Source organism: Stenotrophomonas sp. 10L48, assembly GCF_056395105.1.
Genome location: NZ_JBFTIX010000010.1, coordinates 1 through 26,317, shown reverse-complemented (window position 1 = coordinate 26,317; position 26,317 = coordinate 1). Strand labels below are relative to the sequence as shown.

Sequence of the window (26,317 nt, the reverse complement as noted above, 5' to 3'; positions counted from 1 at the left end):
CTTCCGCGTGGCTGCCGCCACGCCCTGCCTCGTTGCCCATGGCCCGTATCCCCGACGCTTTCATCGACGACCTGCTGGCCCGCTCCGACATCGTCGAGGTGGTGGGCAGCCGCGTGCCGTTGAAGCGCCAGGGCAAGGAGTACGCCGCGCGCTGCCCGTTCCATGACGAACGCTCGGCCTCCTTCACCGTCTCGCCGACCAAGCAGTTCTATCACTGCTTCGGCTGCGGCGCGCACGGCACGGCCATCAGCTTCCTGATGAACTACGACCGCCTCGAATTCCTCGACGCGGTGGATGAACTGGCCAAGCGTGCCGGCATGGAAGTGCCGCGCAGCGAGAACCCGCGCAACGCCCAGCAGCAGGATGACAGTCGCGAGCTGTATTCGGCGCTGGACGCGGCAACCAAGTTCTTCCAGAAGAACCTGGAAGGCAGCGAGAAAGCCCGCAGCTACCTCGATGGCCGCGGCGTGGATGAAGAGAACCGCGCGCGCTTCCAGATCGGCTATGCACCTGATGGCTACAGCGGCCTGCGCGACGCACTGGGCAAGGACGAGCGGCGGATGAAGCTGCTCGACCGCGCCGGCCTGTTCTCCAAGAACGACCGCGGCCACGTCTACGACAAGTTCCGCGACCGGGTGATGTTCCCGATCTTCGACCGCCGTGGCCGGGTGATCGCCTTCGGCGGGCGCGTGTTCGAGAAGGATGACGGCCCCAAGTACCTCAACTCGCCCGAGACCGCGCTGTTCCACAAGGGCCGCGAGCTGTACGGCCTGTGGCAGGTGCGCCAGGCCAACCAGAAGATCGAGCGCTTGATCGTGGTCGAGGGCTACATGGACGTGGTCTCGCTGTTCCAGTTCGGCGTCACCCAGGCGGTGGCGACGCTGGGCACGGCGACCACGCCGGACCACGCCGAACTGTTGTTCCGCAACGCGCCGGACGTGTTCTTCTGCTTCGATGGCGACGCCGCCGGCCGCCGCGCCGGCTGGAAGGCGCTGGAATCGGTGCTGCCACGCATGAAGGACGGCCGCCAGGCCTTCTTCCTGTTCCTGCCCGACGGCGAAGACCCGGACAGCATCGTGCGCAAGGAAGGCGCCGAGGCCTTCGACGAACGCCTGAAGGAGGCCACGCCGCTGTCGCAGTTCTTCTTCGACGAACTGACCCGCGAGATCAACCTGGGCACCCTGGACGGCAAGGCACGGCTGGCCGAGCGCGCCAAGCCGATGCTCGCGCAGATTCCCGATGGTGCCTTCGGCGACCTGATGAAGCAGCAGTTGGCGCAGCTGACCGGCCTGGGTGGCAACGCGCAGGCGGGCCGGCCGCAGATGCCACAACGCGCCGCGCCGCGCACGATCCAGCCGGCGGCCAAGCGCAGCCTGGTGCGCGGCGCGATCGCCGTCCTGCTGCAGCAGCCATCGCTGGCCCTGACCCTGGGCGGCAAGCACCACTTCCAGGGCCTGCGCCTGCCCGGCGTGGAGCTGCTGCTGGAATTGCTGGGGCTGGTCGAACAGCGCCCGGACATCAGTACCGGCGCCCTGCTGGAGCATTTCGACGGCCGCGAAGAACAGGCCTCACTGCACACCTTGGCCGCGCAGACGCTGGCGGGCGATGAAGCGATGTGGACGGTGGAACTGCATGACGCAGTCGGCCAGCTGGAGAAGCAGCTGCTGTTCCAGCGGATCGACGACCTCAACGCCAAGCAGCGACAACAGGGTCTGGACGATACTGACAAGTACGAGATGCGCGAGCTGCTGAAGGCACGCGCCAATCTGCGCCTGTAGCGGCAGAACACATTCCCGGAGAGAGCATGCTGCTGCGCCTGACCTGCCTGCTGTTGTTGTTGTCGCTCTGCCCGATCCTGCCGGCCTGGGCTGCGGACCCTGTTCTTGCTGAAGTCCGCCCCGGCCTCTACGCCGGTGGCCAGCCCACGGCCGCGCAACTGCACGAACTGGCTGCCCAAGGCGTGCGCACGGTGATCGACCTGCGCCAACCCGATGAAGATCGCGGCTTCGATGAAACACGCGAGGCCGAAGCGCTCGGCCTGCGCTATGTGCGCATCCCGGTAGCCGGCGCCGAAGGCCTGGATGCCACCAACCTGCGCGCCGTGCACCAGGCGCTGCAGCAGAGCCAGGGGCCGGTGCTGCTGCACTGCGCTTCCGGCAACCGCGCCGGTGCCGTGCTCGGCCTGGTCAACGCACGCTACGAACACGCCAGCCCGGAACAGGCGCTGCAACTGGGCCAGCGAGCCGGCCTGAAGTCGTTGGAAGCGGCCACCCGCGAGCGTCTGGCGATCCCTTCTCCCACCCCCTGATTCCCGGGGTAATCCCCCCGCACCAAGGAGCCCATCCACCATGACCCGCTGGTGGTCGCGCCTGCGACCGGACAACTTCACCCTCGCCCTGCTGTGCACCGTCGGCCTGGCCTCGCTGCTGCCGATGAAAGGCGCCGCCGCCCTGGTGCTCGACGATGTCACCACCGTCGCCATCGCCGCGCTGTTCTTCCTGCACGGCGCGCGCCTGCCACGCGAATCGATCATCGGCGGCATGCTGCACTGGCGCCTGCACCTGACGATCCTCGCCTGCACCTTCATCCTGTTCCCGCTGCTGGGGCTGTTGTTCAAGCCGTTGTCCGGCTGGCTGCTGACGCCTGAGCTGTACCTGGGCGTGCTGTTCCTGTGCACCCTGCCCTCCACCGTGCAGTCGTCCATCGCGTTCACCTCGATGGCGCGCGGCAACGTGCCGGCGGCCGTGTGCAGTGCCTCGCTGTCGAGCATCCTCGGCGTGTTCCTCACGCCCCTGCTGCTGACCGCACTGGCCGGCACCTCCGGCGGCGTGCACGACCCGCTGCATGCCATCGGCGGCATCATGCTGCAGCTGCTGGTGCCGTTCGTGGCCGGCCACCTGCTGCGCCCGTGGATCGCCGGCTGGGTTGAGAGGCAGCGCGCGCTGCTGCGCTACACCGACCAGGCCACGATCCTGCTGGTGGTGTACTCGGCATTCGGCGAAGCGGTTACCGAGGGGTTGTGGAGCAAGACACCGCTGCTGTCGCTGTTCGCGGTGGCGGTGGTGGCGGCGGTACTGCTGGGCATCGCCATGCCGCTGATCACCTTCATCGCCCGCCGCCTGCGCTTCAACCGCGAAGACGAGATCGCCATCGTGTTCTGCGGCTCGAAGAGAAGAAGAGCCTGGCCACCGGCGTTCCGATCGCCAAGGTGCTGTTCGCTGGGGGCAGCCTCGGCGCGATCGTGCTGCCGGTGATGATCTATCACCAGATCCAGCTGATCGTCTGCGGGGTGATCGCGCAACGGTATGCCAAGCGCGCGCCCTGACCTGTGGAACAGCGCCGGGCCATGCCCGGCGGCGTCACCCCGTCACAACCAGGGCAGTGGATGTTCCACAGGTAGCGCCGGGCCATGCCCGGCGGATCCACCCGCTACAACCAGGGCAGGATCCAGTGGTCCACCAGCAGGAAGGCGAACAGCGCCATCAGATAGACGATGGAGTAACTGAACATCTTCATCGAGAACAGCTCGTCCGGCGGGTTGAGCATGCGCCAGGCGTACCAGAGGAACACCGCGTTGAGCACGATCGCCCCGCCCAGGTAGAACGCTCCGCTCATGCCAACCAGGTACGGCAGCAGGCAGACCAGCGCCAGCACCACCGAGTACGCCATGATCTGCTTGCGCGTGTGCACCACGCCATGGGTGACCGGCAGCATCGGGATTTCCGCCTTGGCGTAATCCTCGCGACGGAAGATCGCCAGCGCCCAGAAGTGCGGCGGCGTCCAGATGAAGATGATCAGCACCAGCAGCGACGAGTACGCCCAGTCCGACTGCCCCTGCATGCCGGTCACCGCCGCCCACCCCAGCATCGGCGGCATCGCACCGGCCAGACCACCGATGACGATGTTCTGCGAGGTCGCACGTTTCAGGTAGACGGTGTAGATCACCGCATAACCGATCAGCGAGGCGAAGGTCAGCACCGCGGTGATCCAGTTCACCCACAGCACCAGGATCRCCATCGACAGCACGATCAGCACGCCGGCGAATACCAGCACCTGCCACGGCTTGACCTTGCCCACCACCAGCGGACGCCACGAGGTGCGCGCCATCTGCGCGTCGATGTGCGCATCCAGCAGCTGGTTGATGGCTGCAGCGGCGGACGCGGCAAGCCAGATGCCGAGGAAGCCGAGCAGGCCGGCACGCACCTGCTCCCAGCTGGGCACGCCGGGAATGGCCAGGACCATGCCGACCAGGGCGGTGAAGACGATAAGGGCAACGACCTTGGGCTTGGTCAGGTCCCAGTACTGGCGATAGTTGGAAAACATGGGATCAGTCCGGGGCACGCAGGCGGGCCAGCAGGCTGACCAATACAAACAACAGGGCAACGGCAACGCCGTTGTGCGCCACTGCCACTTCCAGCGGCAGCGCCAGCTTCACGTTGAGGATGCCGAGGGTGACCTGCAGCACCAGCAGCGCGACCAGGGCCGAAGCCCAGCCGCGCATGCTCGGCAGCCGGAACAGGCGCAGGCCCAGCCACAGCAGGTAAACGGCAACGACGATGGCAAACAGGCGATGGGCCATCTGGATGGCGATGCGCGAGGCACCGTCGAGCACGCCGCCTTCGTAGTCCACACCGATACCGCGCCACAGGGTGAAGCCCTCGGCGAAGTTGTGCTGCGGCCACCACTGGTTGGCACAGCGCGGGAAGTTGTCCAGCGAGGCGCTGCCGCCGCCGCACGCCAGCGCCGCGTAGTTGGCGCTGACCCAGCCACCCAGCGCGATCTGGGTGACCAGCACCGCCACGCCAATGCGCAGCAGCCACTTCAGCTTCGGCGCCTCAGCCAGGGTGATCGGCATGTGCGTGGCACGCCAGGCCATCCACACCAGCAGGCCGAACATCAGCATGCCGCCCAGCAGATGACCCATCACCACGATCGGCTTGAGCAGCAGGGTCACCGTCCACATGCCCAGCAGCGCCTGGAAGATCACCACCGCCAACGTCAGCAGCGCAGCGCGCGCCAGGTCGATGTTGCTCCAGCGCAGCGCCGCGATCAGCAGGATGGCCTCGCCGACCAGCGCCAGTGCGCTGGCGGTTCCATGCCAGCCCATCATGTACAGCGGTATGCCCGCGGCCACCAGCACGCAGGCGGTGACCACCGCCGTGCTTCCGAAACGCCGCTTGCGCGTGGCCAGCAGGGCCAGGGTCAGGATCTCGATGCCGAGCGCGCCGGCCAGGAAGCGGTGCACCTGCTCACGCCAGGCCTTGTGTGTTTCCAGCGGACGGATCTCCGCTGCCGGGTGGCCAATGGTCTCTTCCACGTGCTGCGGCCAGGTTGCCTGCCCATAGCAGGTCGGCCAGTCCGGGCAGCTCAGGCCGGCATCGGACAGGCGCACGAAGGCACCGAACATGATCGTGCTCGCGGTCATGATCATGGCGAACCACGCCAGGCGGTGGAAATTGCGGTGCAGCGCCGGACGCGCGGAAAGGCTCATCAAACGGGACTCACTTCAGTTTCAGCAACGTGGCCATGTCCTTGCGCAGACCGCCGAGATCGCTCCCGGGGGCATGACGCATGATCACGAAGCCGTTCGGATCGATCACGTAGACCGGCAGACCCGCCGGATCATCGACGCCAGGCAGCGCCGCGCGCAGGGCTGGCGACGGGGCCAGCGGCCGCAGCGCGGGCAGCGAGGCGATCGACGCCGGTGGCGTTCCCAGCCACAGGATCTCGACATTATCGGCGTTATGGCCGAACAGCTGCCACACCTTGCCCAGTCCCTGCGACAAAGTGACGCACTGCGCGTCGCAGGCTCCGGCCGGGGCCACCAGCAGGCGCCATGTGCGCGCCTCGGGGTTCCAGGGGTAGGCCGCGCCATTGGCCAGCGTCGGCGGTTGCTGGCGCAGATCCACCGGCGGCTTCAGCAATTGCCCGCTGTTGCGATGTGCGGTCGGCTGCCATCCGGAGAAACGCAGGAGGGCGGCCAGCGCCATCGCCCCGAAGAAAACGGCGAACAGCAGCACCAGGGTCCGGCGGCCGTTGCCGCGCGCCTGCGGGGAGGTAGCAGTGTTCATGCAGGGCATTTTCTCATGGTTGGGAAAGGGATGCCGGCCAGCGGCCGGCACTACCGGGCAACGGGCCGTCTTCTGCGCCATTCCAGTACCAGCGCCACCACCAGCACGGTCAGCGCCAGCCCGAACCACTGCACGGCGTAACCCAGGTGGCGCTGCGGCGGCAGCGTGTTCGGGAGCAGGTCGAGATCGCGCTCATCGCCGAACGGCAGCGCCGGGTCCAGCCGCAGCACGCGCTCGGGCAACGATGGCAGGCCCAGTGCCGCAGCCAGGCCATCGGCGGGAAGGCGACTGGCCAGCCAGCGCCCTGCAACATCGGTGGTAGTGAACGCCGGCCCCAGCGCCAGCCCGGACGAAGGGGGCGGCGCCAACAGGCCTCGCACGGCCACCGGCGACGGCGGTGCCGGCACCACCGGCAACCTGCGGTCCGGCGGCAGCGCGCGCCAGCCAAGGTCCACCAGCAACACGCTGCCCGCATCGCTGCGGAACGGACGATAGATCTTCACTCCGGCGCGGCCGTGGCGGGTCTGGTTGTCCAGCAGCACCACGCCCGGCAGGAAGCGACCGTGATCGGCCACGCCATGCAGCGCGCCCTGCGCCGCCAGCGCCTGCGCCAACGGCAGCGCCTGCGCCACGGCTGGCCCCTGTGCATCCAGCAACACCTGCTTGGCCTGCATCCGCTGCAGCTGCCACAGCCCCAGCGCGGTGAATCCGGCCATCGCCAGCAACGCCATCAGCCAGCCGATCAGGCGCGTGTGCTGGCGCATCATGACAAGTCCGCGCAAACGCGGTCAGATAGGCACATCCACCCTGCCCTCGAGCCGCGCATGAGTGATTCGCTGAAGACCCTGCTGGTAATCGCGTTTCTGATCGTCATCGTCTGGAATCTGGGCGCCGGCCTGTATTACCTGCTGGTGGACCGCGGCCAGACCAAGCGCACGGTCAATGCACTGACCCGCCGCATCGGAGTGTCGGTGGCGTTGATCGTACTGGTGATCGTGAGCATCTACATGGGCTGGATCAAACCGCACGGCATCGGCGGCTGACGCCCCATCAGGCCAGGCAGCGCCGGCGGCTGACGCTGCCGACGCCTGCGCGGTCAAAGCACGTAGACGAACAGGAACAGCATCAGCCACACCACGTCGACGAAGTGCCAGTACCACGCGGCCGCTTCAAAGCCGAAATGGTTGTCGCGGGTGAAGTGTCCCTTCGCCGACCGCAGCCACATCACGATCAGCATGATCGTTCCCAGCAGCACGTGTGCGCCGTGGAAGCCGGTCAGCATGAAGAAGGTCGAACCGTAGATGCCCGAGCCGAGCGTCAGGTTCAATTCCTTGTAGGCGTGGATGTACTCCTCGGCCTGCAGGGTCAGGAAGCCAAGGCCGAGCAGCACGGTCAGGCCCAGCCAGATCAACAGCTGGCGGCGGTTGCCCGCCTTCAGCGCATGGTGGGCGATGGTCAGGGTCACGCCCGAGGTCAGCAGGATCAGCGTATTGATCAGCGGCAGGCCCCAGGCCGGGATCGTCTGGAACGCGCCACCGATCGCTGCCGGGCCATTGGTCGGCCAGCCGGCCGAGTAGCCCTGCCACAGCAGCTCGTTGGTCATCACCCCGCGCCCTTCGCCGCTCAACCACGACAGGCCGAGGTGGCGGGTGTAGAACAGCGCACCGAAGAAGGCACCGAAGAACATCACTTCGGAGAAGATGAACCAGACCATCCCCATCCGGAACGAACCATCCACCTGCCGGTTGTAGTTGCCGGCCTGCGACTCGCGCACCACATCGCTGAACCACCAGAACAGGGTCAGCACCAGCATCGCCACGCCGATGTAGAACGTCCAGCGGCCCCAGCTGGCGTCATTGAGCCAACTGGCCACGCCGACCATGGTCACCATCATCGCGATGGAACCGACGAACGGCCACTTGCTCTGGGCCGGGACGAAGTACACGTTGGCGTCGGTAGGTGTCTGGGCCATGGTCGGTATCCGGGTCAGGGAGCAGCATGGGCGCCTTCCGACGTGGCGGCGGGCGCCAGCCGATCGGACAACGCATCGTTGCGGTAGAAGGTGTAGGACAAGGTGATCGTGCGGATTTCCGGCGGCAGGTCCGGATCGACGATGAAGCGCACCGGCATGTCACGCTTTTCGCCGGCCTGCAGGGTCTGCGCGGTGAAGCAGAAGCATTCGGTCTTGCTGAAGAATCCCGACGCGCGTGCCGGCGCCACCGACGGCACCGCGCTGCCGACCACGGCCTGCTGGCTGTCGTTGCGGGCGAAGTACAGCGCCTCGTTGAGCTCGCCGGGCACCACATCCATGGTCAGCTGTTCGGGATGGAACGACCACGGCAGCCGCGAATTGACCCCGCCATCGAATTCCACCCGCACGGTGCGCTTGCCGGTGGCAGCACCGGTACTGGCTTCGCTGCCCGGGCCACGTTCCAGGCGCACGCCGAATACCTTCTCGCAGGCGATGCGATACAGCGGTACCAGCGAGAACGTCAGCAGGAACACCACCACCGCAACGCCGATCAGGCGCGGCAGGCCGGCGCTGCGTGACGGAGCGGTGGCCGGTGTTTCGCTCATCGACCGATCACGCCGCTGAGGATGAAGCCGACGTACACCAGCACGGCGATCGCGCCCACCCACAGCGCGGTGCGCCTGGCACGCTGGCGCTGCTCCGCATAAAGCGGCGCGGTGCCCGGCCGCTGGCTTGGCGATGCGCTTGCGGCCAGGCGTGGCTCGGCTCTGGCCGGGGTGATCGGGCTCTCGTTATGCATGCATCACCTCAATGACCGATATCGTCGTGGGCCAGGTCGCCCGGGCGGATGGTCGGCGGCGTGGTGAAGGTGTGCGCCGGTGCCGGCGACGGCAGCGTCCACTCCAGACCGCGCGCGCCTTCCCAGGAGCGGGCCTCGGCCTTCTCGCCATTGCGCAGCGAGGACAGCAGGATCGCAGCCATCATGAACGGCGTGGCGAACATGCCGAACGCACCGATCGAGCTGATCAGGTTCCAGTCGGCGAACGCCACCGAGTAATCGGGGATGCGGCGCGGCATGCCGGCCAGGCCCAGGAAATGCTGCGGGAAGAACAGCAGGTTGACGAACACGATCGACCACCAGAAGTGCACCTTGGCCCACTTCTCGCTGTACATGCGCCCGGTCCACTTCGGCCACCAGTAGTACACCGCCGCGATCAGCGCGAACACCGCGCCGGTCACCAGCACGTAGTGGAAGTGGGCGACCACGAAGTAGGTGTCGTGATACTGGAAGTCGGCGGCCACGATCGCCAGCATCAGGCCGGAGAACCCACCGATGGTGAACAGGATGACGAACGCCACCGACCACAGCATGGGGGCTTCGAACGTGAGCGAGCCGCGCCACATCGTGCTGACCCAGTTGAACACCTTCACCCCGGTCGGGATCGAGATCAGCATGGTGGCGAACATGAAGTAGATCTCACCGCCCAGCGGCATGCCCACGGTGAACATGTGGTGGGCCCAGACGATGAACGACAGGAACGCGATCGCCGCTGTGGCGTAGACCATCGCCTGGTAGCCGAACAGCGGCTTGCGGCTGAAGGTCGGGATGATCTCGCTGACCACGCCGAAGGCGGGCAGGATCATGATGTAGACCTCGGGATGGCCGAAGAACCAGAAGATGTGCTGGAACATCACCGGGTCGCCACCACCGGCCGCATTGAAGAAGCTGGTGCCGAAGAATTTGTCGGTCAGCAGCATCGTCACCGCACCGGCCAGCACCGGCATCACCGCGATCAGCAGGAACGCGGTGATCAGCCAGGCCCAGCAGAAGATCGGCATCTTCAGCAGGTCGATGCCGGGCGCGCGCATGTTCAGCACCGTGGCGATGATGTTGATCGCGCCCATGATCGAACTGATGCCGGCCACGTGGATGGCGAACACGGTGAACGCCACGTTGTAGCCGCCCTGCAGCGACAGCGGCGGGTACAGCGTCCAGCCACCGGCCGGCGCGCCACCGGGCAGCAGGAAGGTCAGCAGCAGCAGGCTGAAGGCCACCGGCAGCAGCCAGAACGACCAGTTGTTCATGCGCGGCAGCGCCATGTCCGGCGCGCCGATCTGCAGTGGGATCATCCAGTTGGCCAGGCCGACGAAGGCCGGCATCACCCCGCCGAAGATCATCACCAGCGCGTGTACGGTGGTCAGCTGGTTGAAGATTTCCGGACGGATGTACTGGATGCCGGGCTGGGCCAGTTCCAGCCGGATCAGCACGCTCATGAACGCGCCGATGACGAACATGATGAAGCTGAAACCCAGGTACAGCGTGCCGATGTCCTTGTGGTTGGTCGAGAAGAACCAACGCTCGAAGAAGCTCTGCGGGTGATGGTGATCGTCGTGCCCAACTGCCGAGTGCGCCATTGCAAAACACCTCTCAGGATCGGTTGTCGCCGCAGCCGCGATACGGCCGCGGGCAGTTACATCAGGCTCCGCTGGCCGCCGCCGCAGGCGTGTTGCCGGCCTCGGCGGCTGCCGGTGCCGCCGGCTGCGCCGGCGTTTCACTGGCAGGTGCAGTGGGTTCGGCAGGCGCGGCAGGGGCTGCCGGTGCAGGCGCGGGTTTGCGCTGCGCCAGCCACTGCTTGAATTCTTCCTTGGACACCGCCTCGACCACGATCGGCATGAAGCCATGGTCCTTGCCGCACAGCTCCGCGCACTGGCCGCGGTAGACACCGGGCTGCTCGATGCTGGTCCAGGCTTCGTTGATGAAGCCGGGAATGGCGTCCTGCTTCCAGCCCAGCGCCGGCACCCACCAGGCGTGGATCACATCGTCGGAGGTGATGACGAAGCGCACCTTGGTGTCCACCGGCAGTACCAGCCGGTTGTCGACATCCAGCAGGTAGTGCGGATGGCTCTCGCGGGTCGGCACCTTGCCACTCTGCCGCATGCGGTCGGACTCGCGGTCCAGGCGGCTGGTGAAGGTCACGTTCTCGCCCAGGTACTCGTACTTCCACATCCACTGGTAGCCGGTGACCTTGACCGTCATCTCGGCATCGCGGGTGTCGTACATCTTGATCAGGTTGGCCGTGGCCGGCCACGCCATCACCACCAGGATGATCACCGGGATCACCGTCCAGATGACTTCGGCCTTGGTGTTGTGGCTGAAGGTGGCAGCGACCGCACCCTTGGACTTGCGGAACTTGAACATCGCGTAGGCCATCGCGCCGAACACGATCACGCCGATCACCGTACAGACGATCAGCGAAAGGTTGTTCGATTCCCAGGCCAGGCGCGAGGTCTGGGTCACCCCCTTGCCCATGTTCAACTGCCACGGCTTTGGATCGGCCGCCTGGGCCAGCACCGTCCCCGTCATCGACAGCAGGGCCCCCATCGCGGCGGCCATTGCAACGCACTTCGTGCCCCACCCTCTGCTTTGCTTCATTGCCTAGACCCTTAGCGTCGTCGGTTGCCGCCATCGCTGGCGGCGAGCAAATCTTCAAGCGTTTCAACAAGCGTTTGACGTTCGGCCGGCGCGAGGAAACTCCCCACCTCCACCTGCCGGCCGCTGGATGCCAGCCGGACCCTCTGGTCGTCGGTGAGCAGGCGCACCCAGTGCGGATGAGCCCGGAACACCGGCGATCCACCGGGCACGGGGATGACCTCCACGCACGCCGGCACTACCCGGATTTCCTCCTGCCGTTCACCACTGCGCCACAACGCGCGCAACGCAGCTGCCAGCAACAGGCTGTACAGCAGCGCGAACAGGGGGGCGAATGCATTGCCGGCCACCCACCCGAAGGCGGACACCAGCCACATCACTCCCGACAACACAGCAAACAACAGGACGAACTGCCGGGCATCGAGCGCCCGTGGGGGACGCAGTCGCAGCTGCGTACCTGACCCATCCGGAGCTGTAAGCACCTCGATCATGTCGCAACCGCGTTCCTGCCGCGGGAAACGTCTCGATGGTAGCCCTGCCCTCTCGCCGGTAGCAAGGGTGCATTCACACTTTTTCCGATGCTGCAATACAGCATGGGCCCAGCGGCACGAATGACGAATTCGGCACAAAACGGCCCGACTTTGCTGAACACGCTGAATCCACCACCGCTAGGGGCTATCAGCATTCATGAAGGTGGCTGCGCGGGCCTTCCTGAAGTCGAAAAAATGATTAAAATCGCCAAGTTTTCCACTGGCCGGACCGGCATGAACGCACCCTCCTCTCCCATTGCCGCCAGTGACGCCCCGCGTCACTCGGCGCTGCTGTCGCCGGAACTGCCGGCGTCCCCCAACCCGTTCCGCCAGGCCATCACCGATGGTTGGCTGAAGGACGAGGCCAGCCATGTGCGCGAACTGCTGGCGCAGGCGCGCCTGCCGGCCGACGAGCAGGCCAAGGTGCAGGCGCTGGCCGCCGACCTGGTCGCCCGGGTGCGTGTGCGCGCCAAGGACCAGGGCGCGATCGAAGCCTTCATGCGCCAGTACGACCTGGGCAGCGAGGAAGGCGTGCTGCTGATGTGCGTGGCCGAGGCGCTGCTGCGCATTCCGGACCAGGAGACCGCCGACAAGCTGATCCGCGACAAGCTGGCCGATGCCGACTGGGAAAAACACCTGGGCGGCAGCGACTCGGTGCTGGTCAACGCCTCCACCTGGGGCCTGATGCTGACCGGCAAGCTGGTGCAGATGAACGACGCCACCCGCGCCGATGCGCCCAGCGCGTTCAAGCGCCTGGTCGGCCGCGTCGGTGAGCCGGTGGTACGCCTGGCCGTGCGCCAGGCAATGAAGATCATGGGCCACCAGTTCGTCATGGGCCGCACCATCGGCGAAGCGCTGGCACGCTCGCACAAGGGCGACAGCGCCAGCTACCGCTACTCGTTCGACATGCTCGGCGAAGGCGCGCTGACCATGAAGGACGCCCTGCGTTACCTGGAAGACTACCGTCGTGCGATCCACGCCATCGGTGGTGACCACAAGTCGCGCGGTGGCCGTGCCGATGGCGACGTCAACAACGCACCGGGCATCTCGATCAAGCTGTCGGCGCTGTACCCGCGCTACGAGCACGCCAAGCGCGCGCGCGTGCTGAAGGACCTGGTGCCCGGCGTGCTGGAACTGGCGCAGCTGGCCAAGAGCTACGGCATCGGCTGCACCGTCGACGCCGAAGAGTCCGATCGCCTGGAACTGTCGCTGGACATCATCGAGCAGGTGTTCGGCGATGCCTCGCTGGCCGGCTGGGATGGCTTCGGCGTGGTCGTGCAGGCTTACCAGAAGCGTACGCCGTACACGATCGACCACCTGGCCGACATGGCGCGTCGCGCCGGTCGTCGCCTGCAGGTGCGCCTGGTCAAGGGCGCCTACTGGGACGCCGAGATCAAGCGCGCGCAGATCGAAGGCTATGCCGGCTACCCGGTGTTCACCCGCAAGCAGAACACCGACGTGTCCTACCTGGCGTGTGCCAAGCGTCTGTTTACCCATGCCGACGCGATCTACCCGATGTTCGCCACGCACAATGCGCACACCATCGCCGCAGTGCGCAGCATCGCCAACGGTGGCGTCTACGAACACCAGAAGCTGCACGGCATGGGCGATGACCTGTACGCCGAAGTAGTGCCGGCCGATCGCCTTGGCCTGCCCTGCCGCGTGTACGCGCCGGTCGGTTCGCATGAAGACCTGCTGCCGTACCTGGTGCGTCGCCTGCTGGAAAACGGCGCCAACTCCAGCTTCGTCAACCGCATCACCGACGAGCGCGTGCCGATCGCCGACCTGGTCCGCGATCCGGTTGAGATGGTGTCCTCGTTCGAATCGATTCCGCATCCCAAGATCCCGCTGCCGGTTGACCTGCTGCGCAGCCAGAACCACGACAGGAAGAATTCCATGGGCGCCAACCTCGCCAACGACAACGAACTGCGCGCCCTGGCCGAGCAGCTCAACGCTGCAGTGAAGCCTTGGCAGGCCGCACCGCTGGTGCCGGGCGCGAACCCGACCGGTGCCTCGCTGCCGGTGACCAACCCGGCCGACACCCGTGAAGTGGTCGGCCAGTGGCAGGCCGCCGATGCCGCCACCGTGCAGAAGGCGCTGGCCAATGCCGTGGCCGCACAGCCGGCCTGGAACCGCACCCCGGCCGCCAGCCGCGCCGCCATCCTCGAGCACGCCGCTGACCAGCTGGAAGCGCGCATGCCCGAATTCATGGCGCTGTGCGTGAAGGAAGCCGGCAAGAGCCTGCCCGACGGCATCGCCGAAGTACGCGAAGCCGTGGACTTCCTGCGCTACTACGCCAAGCAGGCACGCGAGCAGTTCAGTCACGCCGAGAAGCTGCCCAGCCCGACCGGCGAATCCAACGAACTGCAGCTGCATGGCCGCGGCGTGTTCGTCTGCATCAGCCCGTGGAACTTCCCGCTGGCGATCTTCCTGGGCCAGGTGGCTGCCGCACTGGCCGCCGGCAACAGCGTGATCGCCAAGCCGGCCGAGCAGACCAACCTGATCGGCTACTACGCAGTGAAGCTGCTGCACGATGCCGGCGTGCCGGCTGACGTGGTGCAGTACCTGCCGGGCGATGGCGCCACCGTCGGCGCCGCGCTGACCGCCGACCCGCGCGTGGCCGGCGTGGCCTTCACCGGCTCTACCGACACCGCCCGTGCGATCAACCGCGCGATGGCTGCACGTGACGCCGCCATCGGCGTGCTGATCGCCGAGACCGGCGGCCAGAACGCCTTCATCGCCGACTCCTCGGCACTGCCGGAACAGCTGGTCAAGGACGCCATCGGTTCGGCCTTCACCTCGGCCGGCCAGCGCTGCTCGGCCGCGCGCGTGCTGTTCGTGCAGGACGACATCGCCGACAAGGTGATGACCATGCTGGCCGGTGCGATGAAGGAACTGAAGGTCGGCAACCCCGGCCTGCTGTCCACCGACGTCGGCCCGGTGATCGACGCCGATGCACTGAAGATCCTGCAGGACCACGCCGTGCGCATGGACCGCGAAGCGCGCCTGATCGCTGCGGCCGAACTGTCCGCCGAAGCGGCCAACGGCACCTTCTTCGCACCGCGTGCGTACGAACTGAAGGACCTGGGCCAGCTGCAGAAGGAAATCTTCGGGCCGGTCCTGCACGTGATCCGCTGGAAGGGCGACCAGCTCGACGCGGTGATCGACCAGATCAACGCCACCGGCTATGGCCTGACCCTGGGCGTGCATTCGCGCATCGACGAAACCGTCGACCGCATCAGCAACGGCGTCCACGTCGGCAACGTCTACGTCAACCGCAACCAGATCGGTGCGGTGGTCGGCGTGCAGCCGTTCGGCGGCCAGGGCCTGTCCGGCACCGGCCCCAAGGCCGGCGGCCCGCACTACCTGCTGCGCTTCGCCACCGAAAAGACGGTGACGGTGAACACCACCGCTGCCGGCGGCAATGCCTCGCTGCTGACCCTGGGCGACTGATCCCAGGCGTCATGCAGTAAACGAAAAACCCCGCGAAAGCGGGGTTTTTTCATGTTGGGCGGATGCGGGCCTGCCAGCCCCTGGCAGCTCATTCCGCCACCACACTGAACCGGTTGTCCGCACGCCTCACCAATTCCTCCAGCACCCGCGCGATACGCATCTCCAGGTCGCCTTCCAGCAGCACATGCGCCATTCCACGCGCCTGCAACTGCTGCAGATACCACGCGTGTTGGCGCATGCGGAACTCCTCGCCCACACGCGTTCCATCCTGCTCGAACGGGATATCCGGGGCGCACAGGAACAGCAGGTCGTACGCACGCGCCGCGGCCCGCTGCAGTGGTTCGGGCGCAGTCCCGAACATCCAGCCGCTGTAGCCCAGCGTCACCAACGGCGTGGTATCGCAGAACAACCAGCGATGCGCATGCTGCGCGGCCTGGTGCTCGTGCTGCGGCTGGGTCGCAGCGATACGCAGCAGATCCTGCGCCTGCAGCTCGCCGCCCTGCTGCTCCCACAACGTACGCCCGAACTCCGGCACCCATGCCGTACCCAGGCGTTCGGCCAGCACCCGCGCCAGCGTGCTCTTGCCCGTGGACTCACCGCCGATGAAGGCCACCCGCTGCACATGGTCGGCATAGACCGACCGGCTCAGGCCCTGTCGATGCGCATGCGGATCGGCGCGCAGTTCGGTACCACTGGCCTGACCGATGTCGGTCGAACGCTCCAGCCGATGGTGCTGCACCGGCGCATTGAAATGCTGCGCCAGGGCTGCAGCGAAACCATCGCCGTAGTCTTCACCGGTGAAAACAGCCTGCACCGGTCCGCCAAACAACGCCACGCACAGCCATGCGGTGAACGCGCGTTGCACCTGCTCACTGTCCTTGTCCTGCGGCAGCGCACGTACGGGAACACCCTGTTGCCTGCACAACGCCGCCAGCCGCGCATCATCCAGCACCGCCACCGTCGCCTGCGGAAAGCGCGCGCGCAGCCAGCGCTCGCGGCGCTCTGCGCTGTAGCCGGCAAAGCCCGGCTGCGACCAGCCGATCACCAGCAGCTGGATGCAGCGGGCAGAAGCAAATTCGATCAGGCGCTCGTGGCCGAGGTGCAGCGGGCAGAACTTGCCGACCACCAACCCGCGCGGTACCCGCTCAGGCAATGCCATCGGCCGCCCTGCCCGTATCCGCTTCGGCGCGCATCAGGTGCCGCCAGTGACGCAGCGCCACCAGCGCGTTGATCCAGAAACCGACATACAGGATCGAGGTCAGGTGCAGCCCGCGGCTGTAGTAAAGCGGCACCGCGATGGTGTTGACCAGCAGCCACACCCACCACGATTCCAGCTTGCGCCGCATCATCAGGATCTGTGCGATCACGCTCAGCACCAGCACCGCCGAGTCGATGTAGGGCGCATACGCGTTGGTCAGCCGGGTCAGCATCCAGCCGTAGCCGAAGGTCGCCAGCACCGCCAACGGCAGCAGCCAGCTCCACGCGCGTGCTGGCAAGCGGGTGATGGGCAACGGCGCGCCATGGTCACCACGCAGCCACTGCCACCAGCCGAACACGCTGATGACCACGAAGAAGAACTGCAGGACCATGTCCGCGTACAGGTGGGAGCGCTCGAACACCGCAGCGAACAACGCGCAGCCGACGATGCCCAGCCACCACGTATGCACGTTGTTGCGGCCGGCCAGCAGGATCGAGCCGGCAACGGCGATGTTGGCAGCCAGCTCCAGCTGGAAATTCGGGTCGGACAGGTTCATCGCGCTATTGTCGCGTAGATCCACGCCCCGCGGGATTGAGCCAGTAGATCCACGCCATGCGTGGATGGAAATCAAGCGCGCACGCGCACCAGCAGCCGGGGCTCTGCGCTACCCCAGCGGCCCAGTTGATGGTGCGGCGCCATCACAGGCGCGAGCCAATCCGGTGCTTCGATATCCCAGGTCACGCCATCGAACGGATGCGGCCAAGGCGTACCCTGCGGATTCGGCGAATGCAGGAACAGCGCGCTCTGGCCGCTATCCGGCGCCAACACCACCCAGCACTGGGTGTCCTGCCGCCTGCAGGCCACCGCGCGCTCGAGTAGCCGCAGCAACGCGGCGGCAACGGCGGTGCGATCACTGCCATGGCGATTGCCACGCCCCTTCCAGTCCAAGTGGGTGTGCCAGTAGTCGAACCATTCCGATGCGAGCGCATCCTGCAGCGCCACGGTGGCCCTCGCCTCTTCGGCGGCCCAGTAGCGGGTCATCTTCTTCAGGTATCGGCGATCGGCCATCAGGCCATTGTCGCGTAGATCCACGCCATGCGTGGATGCAGATCCCCGGAAAAAAGAAAGCCCCGCTTGCGCGGGGCCTCCTTCGTACTGCTTCAGGCAATCGCCGGAATCAGAACTTGTACTGCATCGACGCAGCCAGCACGTCGCCGGTGACCTTGTACTTGCCGACAACGTTGTTGGCGGTAGCGGAGGTCGAGTTGATGTTCGGATCCTTGGTGAACAGGTGGGTGTAGCCCACGCTGTATTCCATCTTCTCCGACGGCGCCCAGGTCAGGCCCAGCGACAGCCACTTGCGGGTGGTATCCGGCACGCGGACGTCACGGTGGGCGTCGGTGGTCGGGGTCTGGTCATAGGCCAGACCGCCACGCAGGGTCAGCTGCTCGTTCAGACGGTACTCGGTACCGATCGAAGCGAAGGTGGTGTCGCGGTAGTGGAACGGCAGCACGCTGTCGGGCTGGTTGGAGTCGTAGTCGACGCGCACTTCGTCGAACTTGCTCCATGCGGTGCGCGACACGTCGGCCATGATCTTCCACTGGTCGTTCACGCGGTGCGTGAAGCTGACGGTGGCGCTGGCCGGCAGGGTGATGGTCGCCCGGCCGTTGCTGTCAACGAAGGTGCCCGGGGCAGCCTGCGCCAGGAACGCGGCAGCAGCCGGGGTCATGGTGAAGTCGGCCTTGCCGTCGGTGATCTTGTGTTCGACTTCCGAGCGGTAGCTGAAGGCGATGTTGGTGCCTTCCACCGGGCTGACGGTCATGCCCAGGGTGTAGCCGACGGACACTTCGTCGCCCTTGATGCGCAGGTAACCATCAGCGGTACCCGGCGAGAAGCCGAGCTGTGCGGCCTGGCGGCCAGCGGCCTGGGCAGCGGCCTGGGCCTGTGCCGGGGTGCGGCCAGCGGCCAGTGCAGCGGCGGCAGCGCGCTGCTGGGCGCTGGCGTTGATGGCGGTACCGCCGTCGACGGCGCTGGTCAAGTCGACATTCAGGCGCTCGGCGAACACCGACGCACCGAACGACAGGTACGGGTTGACGTCGTAGGAGAAGGCCGCACCCAGGTCGATGGCCTGCAGTTCGGTCTTGACGCCGTTGTAGCGGCCGACCCAGTCACGGTCGTATTCGGTCTTGAAGCCGAACGGCACGGTCAGCGACACGCCGAAGTGCATGTTGTCCTTCTCGCCGAACGGCACGTGGAAGTACGCGGCCGGAACCGGAGCGATCATGCCGGCGTCGCCGCCGTTGCCGCCGGAAATCGGAGCGCCGTTGGCATAGCGGCCTTCGCCGCGGAACTTGGCGCCGAAGCTGATGGCGCTGACGTCACCCTGGATCTGGGTGCCTTCCAGCAGGCGCATCGAGGCCGGGTTGGTGGCGACCACCGAGGCATCGCCTTCGGCAGAGGTGGAACCAGCGAAGGCGCGGCCCAAGCCCTTGGCGCTGTTTTCCTTCAGCTGGAAGGCGGCGGCATTGGCGTCGGCGGCGGCCAGCGCACCGGCAACGCCGACGGCCAGCAGGGTCAGGCGGGCAATGGTAGAAGCAGTTTGCATCGTAGTTCTCTCTCCGGTAAGCGGTGATGGTGCTCTAAGTGCGCCTGCGCCCGACAGGCCGGATGGCCTTTCGAAGCGCGCCGGATTCCCCTCCCGACATACGACGCCGTATGCGAGTATTACCCAGAGCCGTTAATGAAACAATAACAGCGCTGGCGCATTCTTCGTCGCAAAAGCTGAACAGGCTCCTTCCCCGCCAAAAGCGCCCGCACGCTAGGCTAGTGCCATGTTTGTCTCCCTCCCCTCGCGCAAGAAGGCGACCCTGCGCTGGGCTACACCCGTGCTGTTTGCGGCACTGTGGCTGGCATTCCTGTGGTCGATCTCGCGCCCGGACGATGCCCGCGGAAGCCTGTGGCTGGACTGGGGCGCCCTGTCCACCGGCCTGACCCACCCGCTGGACTGGTGGGCAACGCTGCAGGACGGCAGCGTGCTGCGCCTGTTCACCGCCCTGTTCCTGCACGCCGACTGGTCGCACCTGCTGGGCAACCTGGTGTTCCTGCTGATCTTCGGCCTGCCGGCCGAGCGGGTGCTGGGCCCGTGGCGGTTGCTGCTGCTGTTCCTGGTGGGCGGGGCGATCTCCAACCTGGTCGCGATCTACACCATGGGCAGCCCGGACCAGATCATCATCGGCGCCAGCGGTGCGGTGTCGGCGCTGATCGGTGCCTATCTGGCACTGTTCCCCGGCGCGCGCCTGGGCGTGGTGATCCCGCTGGGGCTGTTCCTGGAGTTCGTGCGCGCCCCGGCCTATCTGCTGATCGGTGTGTGGGCGGCGCTGCAGGTGGTGTTCGCCTACATCGGCCCGACCTTCGGCATGGTCGCCTGGTGGGCGCACATCGGGGGCTTCGTGTTCGGCGTGGTGTACGGCATGTACGTGCGCGCGGCGATCGCGCGACGTCTGCGCAAGCGGCACGGCTTCTAGCGTCCGCTTGCTGCATTCTGCGAAACGCCCGAGCCATGCTCGGGCGGTGTCCGCACATCAGTCGAGCATGGCTCGACGCTACGCAATCAAGGCTTGGCCGGGATCTCTGCAGGCTTGGCTTCGGGCTTGGCTTCGGGCTTGGCTTCGGGCTTGGCTTCGGGCTTGGCTTCGGGCTTGGCTTCCGGCTTTGCTTCAGCCTTGGGCTCCGCCTTCGGTGCAGGCTTGGCGGCGGCCTTTGCTGCCCTGTCCGCTTCGGCCTTCGCAGCTTCTGCCTTCAAGCGCGCCGCAACCGAACCCGGGTTCTTCAGTTCGGCCAGTGCATCGTTGATCGGGCCATCGCCCGGCAACACGGCGCCTGCGTGGTAGCCCTCGGTGCCTTCCTCATCACCGCGCAGGTGGCCCGGCAGCGTCGCTTCACTGTAGTCACTCAAGCTGGCCGGCAATGCCTCGTCTTCCGGACGCGGTGCTGCCTTCAGTTCCACTTCCGGCACGATACCGGTGGCCTGGATCGATTTACCGCTGGGTGTGTAGTAGCGCGCCGTGGTCAGCTTCACCGAATCGCCGTTGTCCAGCGGCAGCACGGTCTGCACCGACCCCTTGCCGAAGGTGCGGCTGCCGATCACGCGCGCGCGCTTGTTGTCGCGCAGTGCGCCGGCCAGCACTTCCGATGCACTGGCCGAACCGGCATCGACCAATACCACCACTGGCGCGCCCTTCAGCAGGTCGCCCGGGGTTGCGTCGAAGCGTGCATCGCTGATGCTGATGCGGCCGCGGGTGCTGACGATGTTGCCCTTGTCGAGCAGATCATCGGCCACCTGCACCGCAGCGGTCAGCAGACCACCCGGATTGCTGCGCAGATCCAGCACCAGCCCCTTGAGGTTGCCACCGGACTGCTTCTGCAGCTGCTGCAGGTGCTTCTGGAAATCAGAGCCGGTGTCGGCCTGGAACGTGCTCAGGCGGATGTAGCCATAGCCCGGTTCCAGCAGGCGGCTGCGCACGCTGGTCACGCGGATCGTCTGCCGGGTCAGGCTGACGTCGAAGGGCTTGGGCTTGCCGTCGCGGACAATGGTCAGCACCACCTTGCTGCCGGCCGGGCCACGCAGCGGTTCGCTGGCATCGATCGCGCTGATCGGCTTGCCATCGATGGCGATGATCAGGTCGCCGGCGAGGATGCCGGCCTTGGCCGCCGGCGTGTCGTCGATCGGCGAGATCACCTTCATGCTGGCGTTGTCCGGCTGCTGCTGCAGCTCCACGCCGATGCCTTCATAGGCGCCATTGGCCTGTTCGTCGAACGCCTCGGCATCCTCCTTGTTGAAGTAGGTGCTGTGCGGATCGAGGTCGAGCAGCAGGCCACGCACAGCCGACTGCATCAGCTTGTTGTCATCGACCGGATCGACGTAGGCCGCGCGCACCGCGTTGTAGACGGCCACGAAGCGCCGGATGTCGTCCAGCGGCACCTTCGAGGTCACCGCCTCCTCGCTGCTGGCCGCCTTCCCGGGAGTTTCCTTCAACGGGACGGGGGCGGTCTGCTGTGCCCAGGACAGGGCCGGCAACAGAGCCAGCAAGAGGGTGGCGGTACGGGCTGCGCGCATGGATCACTCCTGTCGACGATGGCATCGTGCCCAAGGCACATGCACCGATTATGCGCGAAGCGTGGCTAAATTCCCGTTGAATCCGCCCTCCTGCGGCCAGGCGGAATTCAGCGCCGCTGCAGCCAGCTGTCCGGATTGACCGGTTGCCCGCCGCGGCGCAGTTCGAAGTACAGCGCCGTCACGCCCTGGCCACCGGAGTTGCCGACCTTGGCCACTGCATCGCCACGGCTGACCCGCGCACCGGCATCCTTCAGCAGGGTGTCGTTGTGGGCGTACAGGCTCATGTAGCCGTTGCCATGGTCGACGATCAGGATCATGCCGTAGCCAGTCATCCAATCGGAGAACACCACGGTACCGTCGGCCACGGCGGTGACGGTGCTTCCGGCGGGGGCGCCGATCAACACGCCACTGCTGGTACGGCCATCCGGCAGCTTGCCGCCATAGCGGGCCAGCAGATTGCCCGACAGTGGCCAGCCCAGGCCACCCACCTTGGGCGCTGGTGCCGAGGCCACGGCCGGCGGGATCTTGGTTGCCGGTGCCGGACGGCCTTCGGCCTTGGCCTGGCGTGCGGCCTTTTCGGCAGCGGCCTTCTCCGCAGCGGCCTTGCGGGCGGCGGCACGGCGCTCGGCCTCGGCACGGGCCGCGGCAGCGCGCAGGTTGGCCAGCAAGGTTTCCAGCGCCTTGGCGTCCTGGCCCAGTGCCTGTTCCTTCTCGCGCTTGTCCTTGAAGCGCTCTTCCAGCGAAGCCACGGTCTGCGCACGCTCGCGACGGTCCGATGCGAGCGTGGCGACCTGCTGCTTCTGGTCGCGGTGAGTGCCCTGCAACTGCTGTTGGCGCTGGGCGATCTGTGCCTGCAGCGTCTCCAGTTCCTTGAGGTCGGCCGTCAGCGTGGTGATGCGCTGCGCGCGCTCGCGCTGCAGGTAGCGGTGATAGGCCAGCGCACGGTTGGCATCGGCCACCGTGTCCTGCGAAAGCAGCAGCTTCAACGGCGCGTGGTTGCCAAGCTGGTAGGCCGCGCGCAGCAGTCCGGCCAGTTCGCGATTCTGCTTTTCCAGGTTGGACTGCAGTGCATTGCGCCGCTGTTCGGCCTGGGCCAGCGCCTGGGTCTGCTCGCGCAGCGCCGATTCGGTCTGGGCCAGCGCACGACCACTGCGTGCCACCTTTTCATCGGCCTCGCGCAGCTGCTGCGACGCCTGTCCGCGCTGGCCCTCGATCTGCCGGCGCTCCTGCGCCACGCCCTTCAGTTCGGTGCGCAGCTTCTGCAGCTTGCGTTCGGCCTCGCGGGCCGAAGAGGTCTGCGCCGCACCCGGCAATGGCAGCGCCAGGGCCAGCGCCATTCCCAGCAACAGGCAACGTCCACCGCGCAGGGTGGCGATGTGATGCCGGCGTGAGGGGAAGACGTTGTTGCGCAAGGGCTTTCCAGTGACTTCAGGCAGATGCGGAGACGTGCAGGGAATGGTGACATCTCCGCACGCGGCCTGCCAGCCGCACAACAACGAGGTTCCCATGAAAGCTCTCTCCATTCCGCTGCTGTTGGGCATTGCGCTGGCCAGTGGCCCGGCCTGGGCCCAGGCAGACGTGAGCAAGGTCAACGGCAGCATCAGCGCCGATCCGGGCCAGCGCTACGGCAAGCTGGACACCGTCAATGGTGGCATCCGTGTCGGCGAAGGCGTGGAAACCGGCAGCATCGACACCGTCAACGGCGGCGTCAAGGTCGCCGATCGTGCGCGCACGGGCAGCATCGAGACCGTCAACGGCGGCATCCGCCTGGGTCGCGAAGTGACGGCCCACGGCGATGTCAGCACGGTCAACGGCAGCATCTTCAGCGACCAGGGCAGCCAGATCGAAGGCGGCGTGGAAACCGTCAACGGTGGCATCGGCCTGGTCGGCAGCCGCGTGCGCAAGGACGTGGAGACCGTCAACGGCGACATCACCGTCGGCATCGGCTCACAGGTCGGCGGTGGCGTGCATGTGCGCAAGCCGAACTTCAGCGTCTCGCTGACGGCCAGTCGCAAGCCGCGGGTCATCATCGGGCCGAATGCCGTGGTCAACGGCAGCCTGCTGTTCGAGCGCGAGGTGGTGCTGTACGTCCACCGCAGTGCGCGGATCGGCCCGGTCACCGGCGCCGATCCGATCCCCTTCGATACCGATACCGCCCCGGCCGACTGAGCCTGCGGCTTGGGCGATACTCCCCGCTACCGGTCGCGCGTGCTGCGTGGCCGTCCCTTGTGTTTCCAGGAACCGATGATGCCCCGCAAACTCCTCCTGTGCCTGGCCGCCGCGGCCGCGCTCAGCGCCTGCAAAGGCGAAGACACCCCGGCTCCGGCGCCCAGCGTCGACAACGCCGCCAAGCCGGCCACGCACACCTTCTCAGCGGCGATCAACGCCGCCGACTTCGCCGAGATGGTGAAGACCCTGGCCTCTGACGAGTTCGAGGGCCGTTCGCCCGGCAGCAAGGGCGAAGAACTGACAGTCAACTACATCCGCGACCAGATGCAGCGCATCGGCCTGCAGCCCGGCAACGGCGACAGCTGGTTCCAGGACGTGCCGATGACCGAGACCACGGCCGATGAATCGACCGTGCTCACCCTCACCCAGGGCGGCAAGACCCGCGAACTGAAGTTCGGCACCGACATGGTGGTGGGCACCCGTACCGGCCAGACAGAAGTGAAGGTCGATGCCAGCGACCTCGTCTTCGTCGGCTACGGCGTGGATGCGCCGGAGCAGAAGTGGAACGATTACGCCGGCCAGGACTGGAAGGGCAAGACGGTGGTCATGTTCGTCAACGACCCGGGCTTCCATGTCGATGACGAAAAGCTGTTCGACGGCAAGCGCATGACCTACTACGGCCGCTGGACCTACAAGTTCGAGGAAGCTGCGCGCAAGGGAGCTGCTGCCGCGCTGATCGTGCATGACACCGCGGGCGCTTCGTACGGCTGGGACGTGGTGAAGAACTCCTGGGCCGGCCCGCAGTACGACCTGCCGGCCAAGGACGATGCAGAGCCGCGCCTGCCGGTACAGGGCTGGTTGAGCGCCGACGCGGCCAAGGCCCTGTTCGCCGGCGCCGGGCTGGATCTGGACCAGGCCTACAAGGACGCCAGCAAGCCCGGCTTCAAGCCGGTACCGCTGAAGGCAACCGCTTCGGTGGACCTGAAAAGCAAGGTCGCGCAGAAGCAGTCGCGCAACGTGGTGGGCTTGCTGCCTGGCAGCAAGCGTGCCGATGAGGCCGTGCTGTACATGGCGCACTGGGACCACCTCGGCAAGCATGAGGGCGAACAGGGCGACAACATCTACAACGGTGCCGTCGACAACGCGACCGGCGTGGCCGGCATCCTTGAGGTGGCCGAAGCGATGGCCCATCAGGAACCGAAGCCGGAACGTTCGGTGGTGTTCCTGGCGGTGACCCTGGAAGAATCCGGCCTGCTGGGTTCGAAGTACTACGTCGCCCACCCGACCTTCCCGCTGGACAAGATCGCTGGTGTCATCAACATCGATGCGATGTCGGTGGCCGGTCGTGCCAAGGACGTGACGGTGACCGGCTTCGGCAGTTCGGAGCTGGAAGACATCCTCAAGCCGCTGGCTGCAGCCCAGGATCGCACCCTGCACGGCGAGACCTCGGTGCAGAGCGGCTTCTACTTCCGTTCGGATCACTTCAACTTCGCCAAGGCGGGTGTGCCGGCGCTGTACGCCGACGGCGGTGAGGACCTGCGCGACGGCGGTGTCGAGGCTGGCCGCAAGGCGGCCGCCGACTACGGTTCCAACCGTTACCACGGCCCGAAGGACGAGTATGACCCGGCCACCTGGAAGCTGGATGGCACGGTCGAGGACCTGCAGCTGATGTATGGCGTCGGCAAGGAACTGGCCGGCGGCGATCGTTGGCCCAACTGGTACGAAGGCAATCCGTTCAAGGCTGCCCGCGACACGATGATGAAGGCCAAGGCACCGGCCGCTGCGGCGAAGTAAGTCCCCCAGCCGTTGAGTTCCAAAGAAAGCGGCGCCCTTGGGCGCCGCTTTTTTGTGCGTGAGTGCTGGGCGCGGGTAGTGCCGGCCGCTGGCCGGCTGGCACGTGCAGCCGCGTGATGTTCATGAGGTTGCCGGCCAGCGGCCGGCACTACCYTYRGTTTCYCGCGCRCAAAGAAAAACCCCGCTGCRTGAGCAGCGGGGTTTTYGGRTRTAAACCCTGGCGATGACCTACTCTCGCATGGCTTAGGCCACACTACCATCGGCGCAGCTACGTTTCACTTCCGAGTTCGGGATGGGATCGGGTGGTTCCATAGCGCTAATTTCACCAGGGAGACGGTTGCAGCAGCGCTTGCAGCGCCAGCTCACGTACTTGCCCTCGGGGCGGAAGGAACTCAAAAAAGCAGAGCCTTCACTTAATAGAAAAAACCCCGCTGCATGAGCAGCGGGGTTTTGGGGTATAAACCCTGGCGATGACCTACTCTCGCATGGCTTAGGCCACACTACCATCGGCGCAGCTACGTTTCACTTCCGAGTTCGGGATGGGATCGGGTGGTTCCATAGCGCTAATTTCACCAGGGAGGCGG

The 26,317-nt window shown here is 66.4% G+C and carries 23 protein-coding genes, 2 rRNA genes and 1 pseudogene; 8 read left to right on the top strand and 18 right to left on the bottom strand.

All coding sequences use genetic code 11. The features are described 5' to 3' along the window. Positions 1-38 precede the first annotated feature (38 nt). The 3 genes and pseudogenes from dnaG (at position 39) to AC1DCU_RS16375 (ending at position 3,325) form a co-directional block, all read left to right on the top strand. Positions 39-1,778: a DNA primase gene (dnaG, locus tag AC1DCU_RS16385; protein ID WP_312963284.1), complete on the top strand. Its 1,740-nt coding sequence runs from the start codon at positions 39-41 to the stop codon at positions 1,776-1,778. A 26-nt stretch (positions 1,779-1,804) separates the two neighbouring features. Continuing rightward, the gene (locus tag AC1DCU_RS16380) at positions 1,805-2,308 is read left to right on the top strand and encodes a protein tyrosine phosphatase family protein (RefSeq protein WP_032975626.1); all 504 of its coding nucleotides are present in this window, start codon (positions 1,805-1,807) and stop codon (positions 2,306-2,308) included. Positions 2,309-2,348: 40 nt separating this feature from the next. Continuing rightward, a pseudogene (locus tag AC1DCU_RS16375) lies at positions 2,349-3,325 on the top strand (bile acid:sodium symporter family protein). 104 nt (positions 3,326-3,429) lie between these two features. Here the strand turns inward: AC1DCU_RS16375 and cyoE are convergent. From cyoE to AC1DCU_RS16355, 4 genes are read right to left on the bottom strand one after another with little or no spacing between them, the layout of a single operon-like run. After that, positions 3,430-4,323, bottom strand: a complete 894-nt coding sequence (cyoE, locus tag AC1DCU_RS16370) for a heme o synthase (RefSeq protein ID WP_478014220.1) — start codon at positions 4,321-4,323, stop codon at positions 3,430-3,432. A gap of 4 nt (positions 4,324-4,327) precedes the next feature. After that, on the bottom strand, positions 4,328-5,491 hold the full coding sequence (locus tag AC1DCU_RS16365; RefSeq protein ID WP_025878285.1) for a COX15/CtaA family protein: 1,164 nt from the start codon (positions 5,489-5,491) through the stop codon (positions 4,328-4,330). Positions 5,492-5,501: 10 nt separating this feature from the next. Further along, positions 5,502-6,071, bottom strand: coding sequence for a hypothetical protein (locus AC1DCU_RS16360; protein WP_032975628.1), 570 nt, complete (start codon positions 6,069-6,071; stop codon positions 5,502-5,504). 50 nt (positions 6,072-6,121) lie between these two features. After that, on the bottom strand, positions 6,122-6,838 hold the full coding sequence (locus tag AC1DCU_RS16355; protein WP_442251946.1) for an SURF1 family protein: 717 nt from the start codon (positions 6,836-6,838) through the stop codon (positions 6,122-6,124). Between the two features lie 57 nt (positions 6,839-6,895). On the opposite strand from AC1DCU_RS16355, the gene AC1DCU_RS16350 reads away from it, so the two are divergent. Next, positions 6,896-7,114: a twin transmembrane helix small protein gene (locus AC1DCU_RS16350; protein ID WP_010484233.1), complete on the top strand. Its 219-nt coding sequence runs from the start codon at positions 6,896-6,898 to the stop codon at positions 7,112-7,114. A 53-nt stretch (positions 7,115-7,167) separates the two neighbouring features. Here AC1DCU_RS16350 and AC1DCU_RS16345 read toward each other — a convergent pair whose 3' ends face one another. The 6 genes from AC1DCU_RS16345 to AC1DCU_RS16320 all read right to left on the bottom strand — a co-directional run bounded on the left by AC1DCU_RS16345 (position 7,168) and on the right by AC1DCU_RS16320 (position 11,964). Then, the gene (locus AC1DCU_RS16345) at positions 7,168-8,043 is read right to left on the bottom strand and encodes a cytochrome c oxidase subunit 3 (RefSeq protein WP_025878291.1); all 876 of its coding nucleotides are present in this window, start codon (positions 8,041-8,043) and stop codon (positions 7,168-7,170) included. 14 nt (positions 8,044-8,057) lie between these two features. After that, positions 8,058-8,648 (bottom strand): cytochrome c oxidase assembly protein, encoded by a 591-nt coding sequence (locus AC1DCU_RS16340; protein WP_025878292.1) that lies wholly within the window; start codon positions 8,646-8,648, stop codon positions 8,058-8,060. Beyond that, positions 8,645-8,842 (bottom strand): hypothetical protein, encoded by a 198-nt coding sequence (locus AC1DCU_RS16335; RefSeq protein ID WP_032975632.1) that lies wholly within the window; start codon positions 8,840-8,842, stop codon positions 8,645-8,647. Before AC1DCU_RS16335 ends, AC1DCU_RS16340 begins: the two co-directional genes overlap by 4 nt. Positions 8,843-8,850: 8 nt before the next feature. Next, entirely contained in the window at positions 8,851-10,458 is a 1,608-nt protein-coding gene (ctaD, locus tag AC1DCU_RS16330) for a cytochrome c oxidase subunit I (RefSeq protein WP_025878294.1), read from the bottom strand. A 61-nt stretch (positions 10,459-10,519) separates the two neighbouring features. After that, positions 10,520-11,476 carry a cytochrome c oxidase subunit II gene (gene coxB / locus AC1DCU_RS16325; RefSeq protein WP_032975633.1) on the bottom strand — a complete coding sequence of 319 codons (957 nt, stop codon included), beginning with the start codon at positions 11,474-11,476 and terminating at the stop codon, positions 10,520-10,522. Positions 11,477-11,487: 11 nt separating this feature from the next. Further along, positions 11,488-11,964: a DUF2244 domain-containing protein gene (locus tag AC1DCU_RS16320; RefSeq protein ID WP_025878297.1), complete on the bottom strand. Its 477-nt coding sequence runs from the start codon at positions 11,962-11,964 to the stop codon at positions 11,488-11,490. Between the two features lie 273 nt (positions 11,965-12,237). Between AC1DCU_RS16320 and putA the strand changes: the two genes are divergently transcribed. Further along, a complete protein-coding gene (gene putA / locus AC1DCU_RS16315; RefSeq protein ID WP_032975634.1) occupies positions 12,238-15,456 on the top strand; it encodes a bifunctional proline dehydrogenase/L-glutamate gamma-semialdehyde dehydrogenase PutA in 3,219 nt (1,072 codons plus the stop codon). 88 nt (positions 15,457-15,544) lie between these two features. Here putA and AC1DCU_RS16310 read toward each other — a convergent pair whose 3' ends face one another. From AC1DCU_RS16310 to AC1DCU_RS16295, 4 genes are all read right to left on the bottom strand, one after another. Beyond that, a complete protein-coding gene (locus tag AC1DCU_RS16310; RefSeq protein ID WP_032975635.1) occupies positions 15,545-16,615 on the bottom strand; it encodes an AAA family ATPase in 1,071 nt (356 codons plus the stop codon). Then, positions 16,602-17,210 carry a nicotinamide riboside transporter PnuC gene (gene pnuC / locus AC1DCU_RS16305; protein ID WP_025878300.1) on the bottom strand — a complete coding sequence of 203 codons (609 nt, stop codon included), beginning with the start codon at positions 17,208-17,210 and terminating at the stop codon, positions 16,602-16,604. The genes AC1DCU_RS16310 and pnuC overlap by 14 nt, the downstream gene beginning before the upstream one ends. A gap of 71 nt (positions 17,211-17,281) precedes the next feature. Continuing rightward, positions 17,282-17,722, bottom strand: a complete 441-nt coding sequence (locus tag AC1DCU_RS16300) for a hypothetical protein (RefSeq protein WP_051501537.1) — start codon at positions 17,720-17,722, stop codon at positions 17,282-17,284. Between the two features lie 109 nt (positions 17,723-17,831). Then, positions 17,832-19,259, bottom strand: coding sequence for an outer membrane protein transport protein (locus AC1DCU_RS16295; RefSeq protein WP_025878303.1), 1,428 nt, complete (start codon positions 19,257-19,259; stop codon positions 17,832-17,834). A 226-nt stretch (positions 19,260-19,485) separates the two neighbouring features. Between AC1DCU_RS16295 and AC1DCU_RS16290 the strand changes: the two genes are divergently transcribed. Further along, positions 19,486-20,178 (top strand): rhomboid family intramembrane serine protease, encoded by a 693-nt coding sequence (locus tag AC1DCU_RS16290; protein WP_025878304.1) that lies wholly within the window; start codon positions 19,486-19,488, stop codon positions 20,176-20,178. Positions 20,179-20,264: 86 nt separating this feature from the next. Here the strand turns inward: AC1DCU_RS16290 and AC1DCU_RS16285 are convergent, their stop codons facing one another. Together AC1DCU_RS16285 and AC1DCU_RS16280 are read right to left on the bottom strand one after the other, a co-directional pair. Then, positions 20,265-21,770 carry a S41 family peptidase gene (locus tag AC1DCU_RS16285; protein ID WP_282279292.1) on the bottom strand — a complete coding sequence of 502 codons (1,506 nt, stop codon included), beginning with the start codon at positions 21,768-21,770 and terminating at the stop codon, positions 20,265-20,267. Between the two features lie 107 nt (positions 21,771-21,877). Continuing rightward, the gene (locus tag AC1DCU_RS16280; protein ID WP_223483365.1) at positions 21,878-23,107 is read right to left on the bottom strand and encodes a murein hydrolase activator EnvC family protein; all 1,230 of its coding nucleotides are present in this window, start codon (positions 23,105-23,107) and stop codon (positions 21,878-21,880) included. A 169-nt stretch (positions 23,108-23,276) separates the two neighbouring features. Between AC1DCU_RS16280 and AC1DCU_RS16275 the strand changes: the two genes are divergently transcribed. Next, complete coding sequence (locus AC1DCU_RS16275) at positions 23,277-23,939, top strand: DUF4097 family beta strand repeat-containing protein (protein ID WP_032975637.1); 663 nt, start codon at positions 23,277-23,279, stop codon at positions 23,937-23,939. Between the two features lie 78 nt (positions 23,940-24,017). Further along, positions 24,018-25,733 (top strand): M28 family metallopeptidase, encoded by a 1,716-nt coding sequence (locus AC1DCU_RS16270; protein WP_442251948.1) that lies wholly within the window; start codon positions 24,018-24,020, stop codon positions 25,731-25,733. A gap of 215 nt (positions 25,734-25,948) precedes the next feature. Here AC1DCU_RS16270 and rrf (AC1DCU_RS16265) read toward each other — a convergent pair. Then, positions 25,949-26,063, bottom strand: a 5S ribosomal RNA gene (gene rrf, locus AC1DCU_RS16265). Positions 26,064-26,195: 132 nt separating this feature from the next. Then, positions 26,196-26,310: ribosomal RNA gene (gene rrf, locus AC1DCU_RS16260) — 5S ribosomal RNA — on the bottom strand. Between the last annotated feature and the right edge of the window lie 7 nt (positions 26,311-26,317).

Excerpts from the sequence above, each read along its gene's own strand:
- AC1DCU_RS16360 (WP_032975628.1), bottom strand. The coding sequence starts at position 6,071 with ATGAACACTGCTACCTCCCCGCAGGCGCGCGGCAACGGCCGCCGGACC.
- coxB (WP_032975633.1), bottom strand. The coding sequence starts at position 11,476 with ATGAAGCAAAGCAGAGGGTGGGGCACGAAGTGCGTTGCAATGGCCGCC.
- AC1DCU_RS16290 (WP_025878304.1), top strand. The coding sequence starts at position 19,486 with ATGTTTGTCTCCCTCCCCTCGCGCAAGAAGGCGACCCTGCGCTGGGCT.
- pnuC (WP_025878300.1), bottom strand. The coding sequence starts at position 17,210 with ATGAACCTGTCCGACCCGAATTTCCAGCTGGAGCTGGCTGCCAACATC.
- AC1DCU_RS16340 (WP_025878292.1), bottom strand. The coding sequence starts at position 8,648 with ATGAGCGAAACACCGGCCACCGCTCCGTCACGCAGCGCCGGCCTGCCG.
- AC1DCU_RS16310 (WP_032975635.1), bottom strand. The coding sequence starts at position 16,615 with ATGGCATTGCCTGAGCGGGTACCGCGCGGGTTGGTGGTCGGCAAGTTC.
- AC1DCU_RS16335 (WP_032975632.1), bottom strand. The coding sequence starts at position 8,842 with ATGCATAACGAGAGCCCGATCACCCCGGCCAGAGCCGAGCCACGCCTG.
- AC1DCU_RS16275 (WP_032975637.1), top strand. The coding sequence starts at position 23,277 with ATGAAAGCTCTCTCCATTCCGCTGCTGTTGGGCATTGCGCTGGCCAGT.
- AC1DCU_RS16280 (WP_223483365.1), bottom strand. The coding sequence starts at position 23,107 with ATGGCGCTGGCCCTGGCGCTGCCATTGCCGGGTGCGGCGCAGACCTCT.
- AC1DCU_RS16300 (WP_051501537.1), bottom strand. The coding sequence starts at position 17,722 with ATGGCCGATCGCCGATACCTGAAGAAGATGACCCGCTACTGGGCCGCC.
- dnaG (WP_312963284.1), top strand. The coding sequence starts at position 39 with ATGGCCCGTATCCCCGACGCTTTCATCGACGACCTGCTGGCCCGCTCC.
- AC1DCU_RS16295 (WP_025878303.1), bottom strand. The coding sequence starts at position 19,259 with ATGCAAACTGCTTCTACCATTGCCCGCCTGACCCTGCTGGCCGTCGGC.
- AC1DCU_RS16355 (WP_442251946.1), bottom strand. The coding sequence starts at position 6,838 with ATGATGCGCCAGCACACGCGCCTGATCGGCTGGCTGATGGCGTTGCTG.
- AC1DCU_RS16365 (WP_025878285.1), bottom strand. The coding sequence starts at position 5,491 with ATGAGCCTTTCCGCGCGTCCGGCGCTGCACCGCAATTTCCACCGCCTG.
- AC1DCU_RS16380 (WP_032975626.1), top strand. The coding sequence starts at position 1,805 with ATGCTGCTGCGCCTGACCTGCCTGCTGTTGTTGTTGTCGCTCTGCCCG.
- putA (WP_032975634.1), top strand. The coding sequence starts at position 12,238 with ATGAACGCACCCTCCTCTCCCATTGCCGCCAGTGACGCCCCGCGTCAC.
- AC1DCU_RS16285 (WP_282279292.1), bottom strand. The coding sequence starts at position 21,770 with ATGCGCGCAGCCCGTACCGCCACCCTCTTGCTGGCTCTGTTGCCGGCC.
- AC1DCU_RS16345 (WP_025878291.1), bottom strand. The coding sequence starts at position 8,043 with ATGGCCCAGACACCTACCGACGCCAACGTGTACTTCGTCCCGGCCCAG.
- ctaD (WP_025878294.1), bottom strand. The coding sequence starts at position 10,458 with ATGGCGCACTCGGCAGTTGGGCACGACGATCACCATCACCCGCAGAGC.
- AC1DCU_RS16320 (WP_025878297.1), bottom strand. The coding sequence starts at position 11,964 with ATGATCGAGGTGCTTACAGCTCCGGATGGGTCAGGTACGCAGCTGCGA.
- AC1DCU_RS16350 (WP_010484233.1), top strand. The coding sequence starts at position 6,896 with ATGAGTGATTCGCTGAAGACCCTGCTGGTAATCGCGTTTCTGATCGTC.
- AC1DCU_RS16270 (WP_442251948.1), top strand. The coding sequence starts at position 24,018 with ATGCCCCGCAAACTCCTCCTGTGCCTGGCCGCCGCGGCCGCGCTCAGC.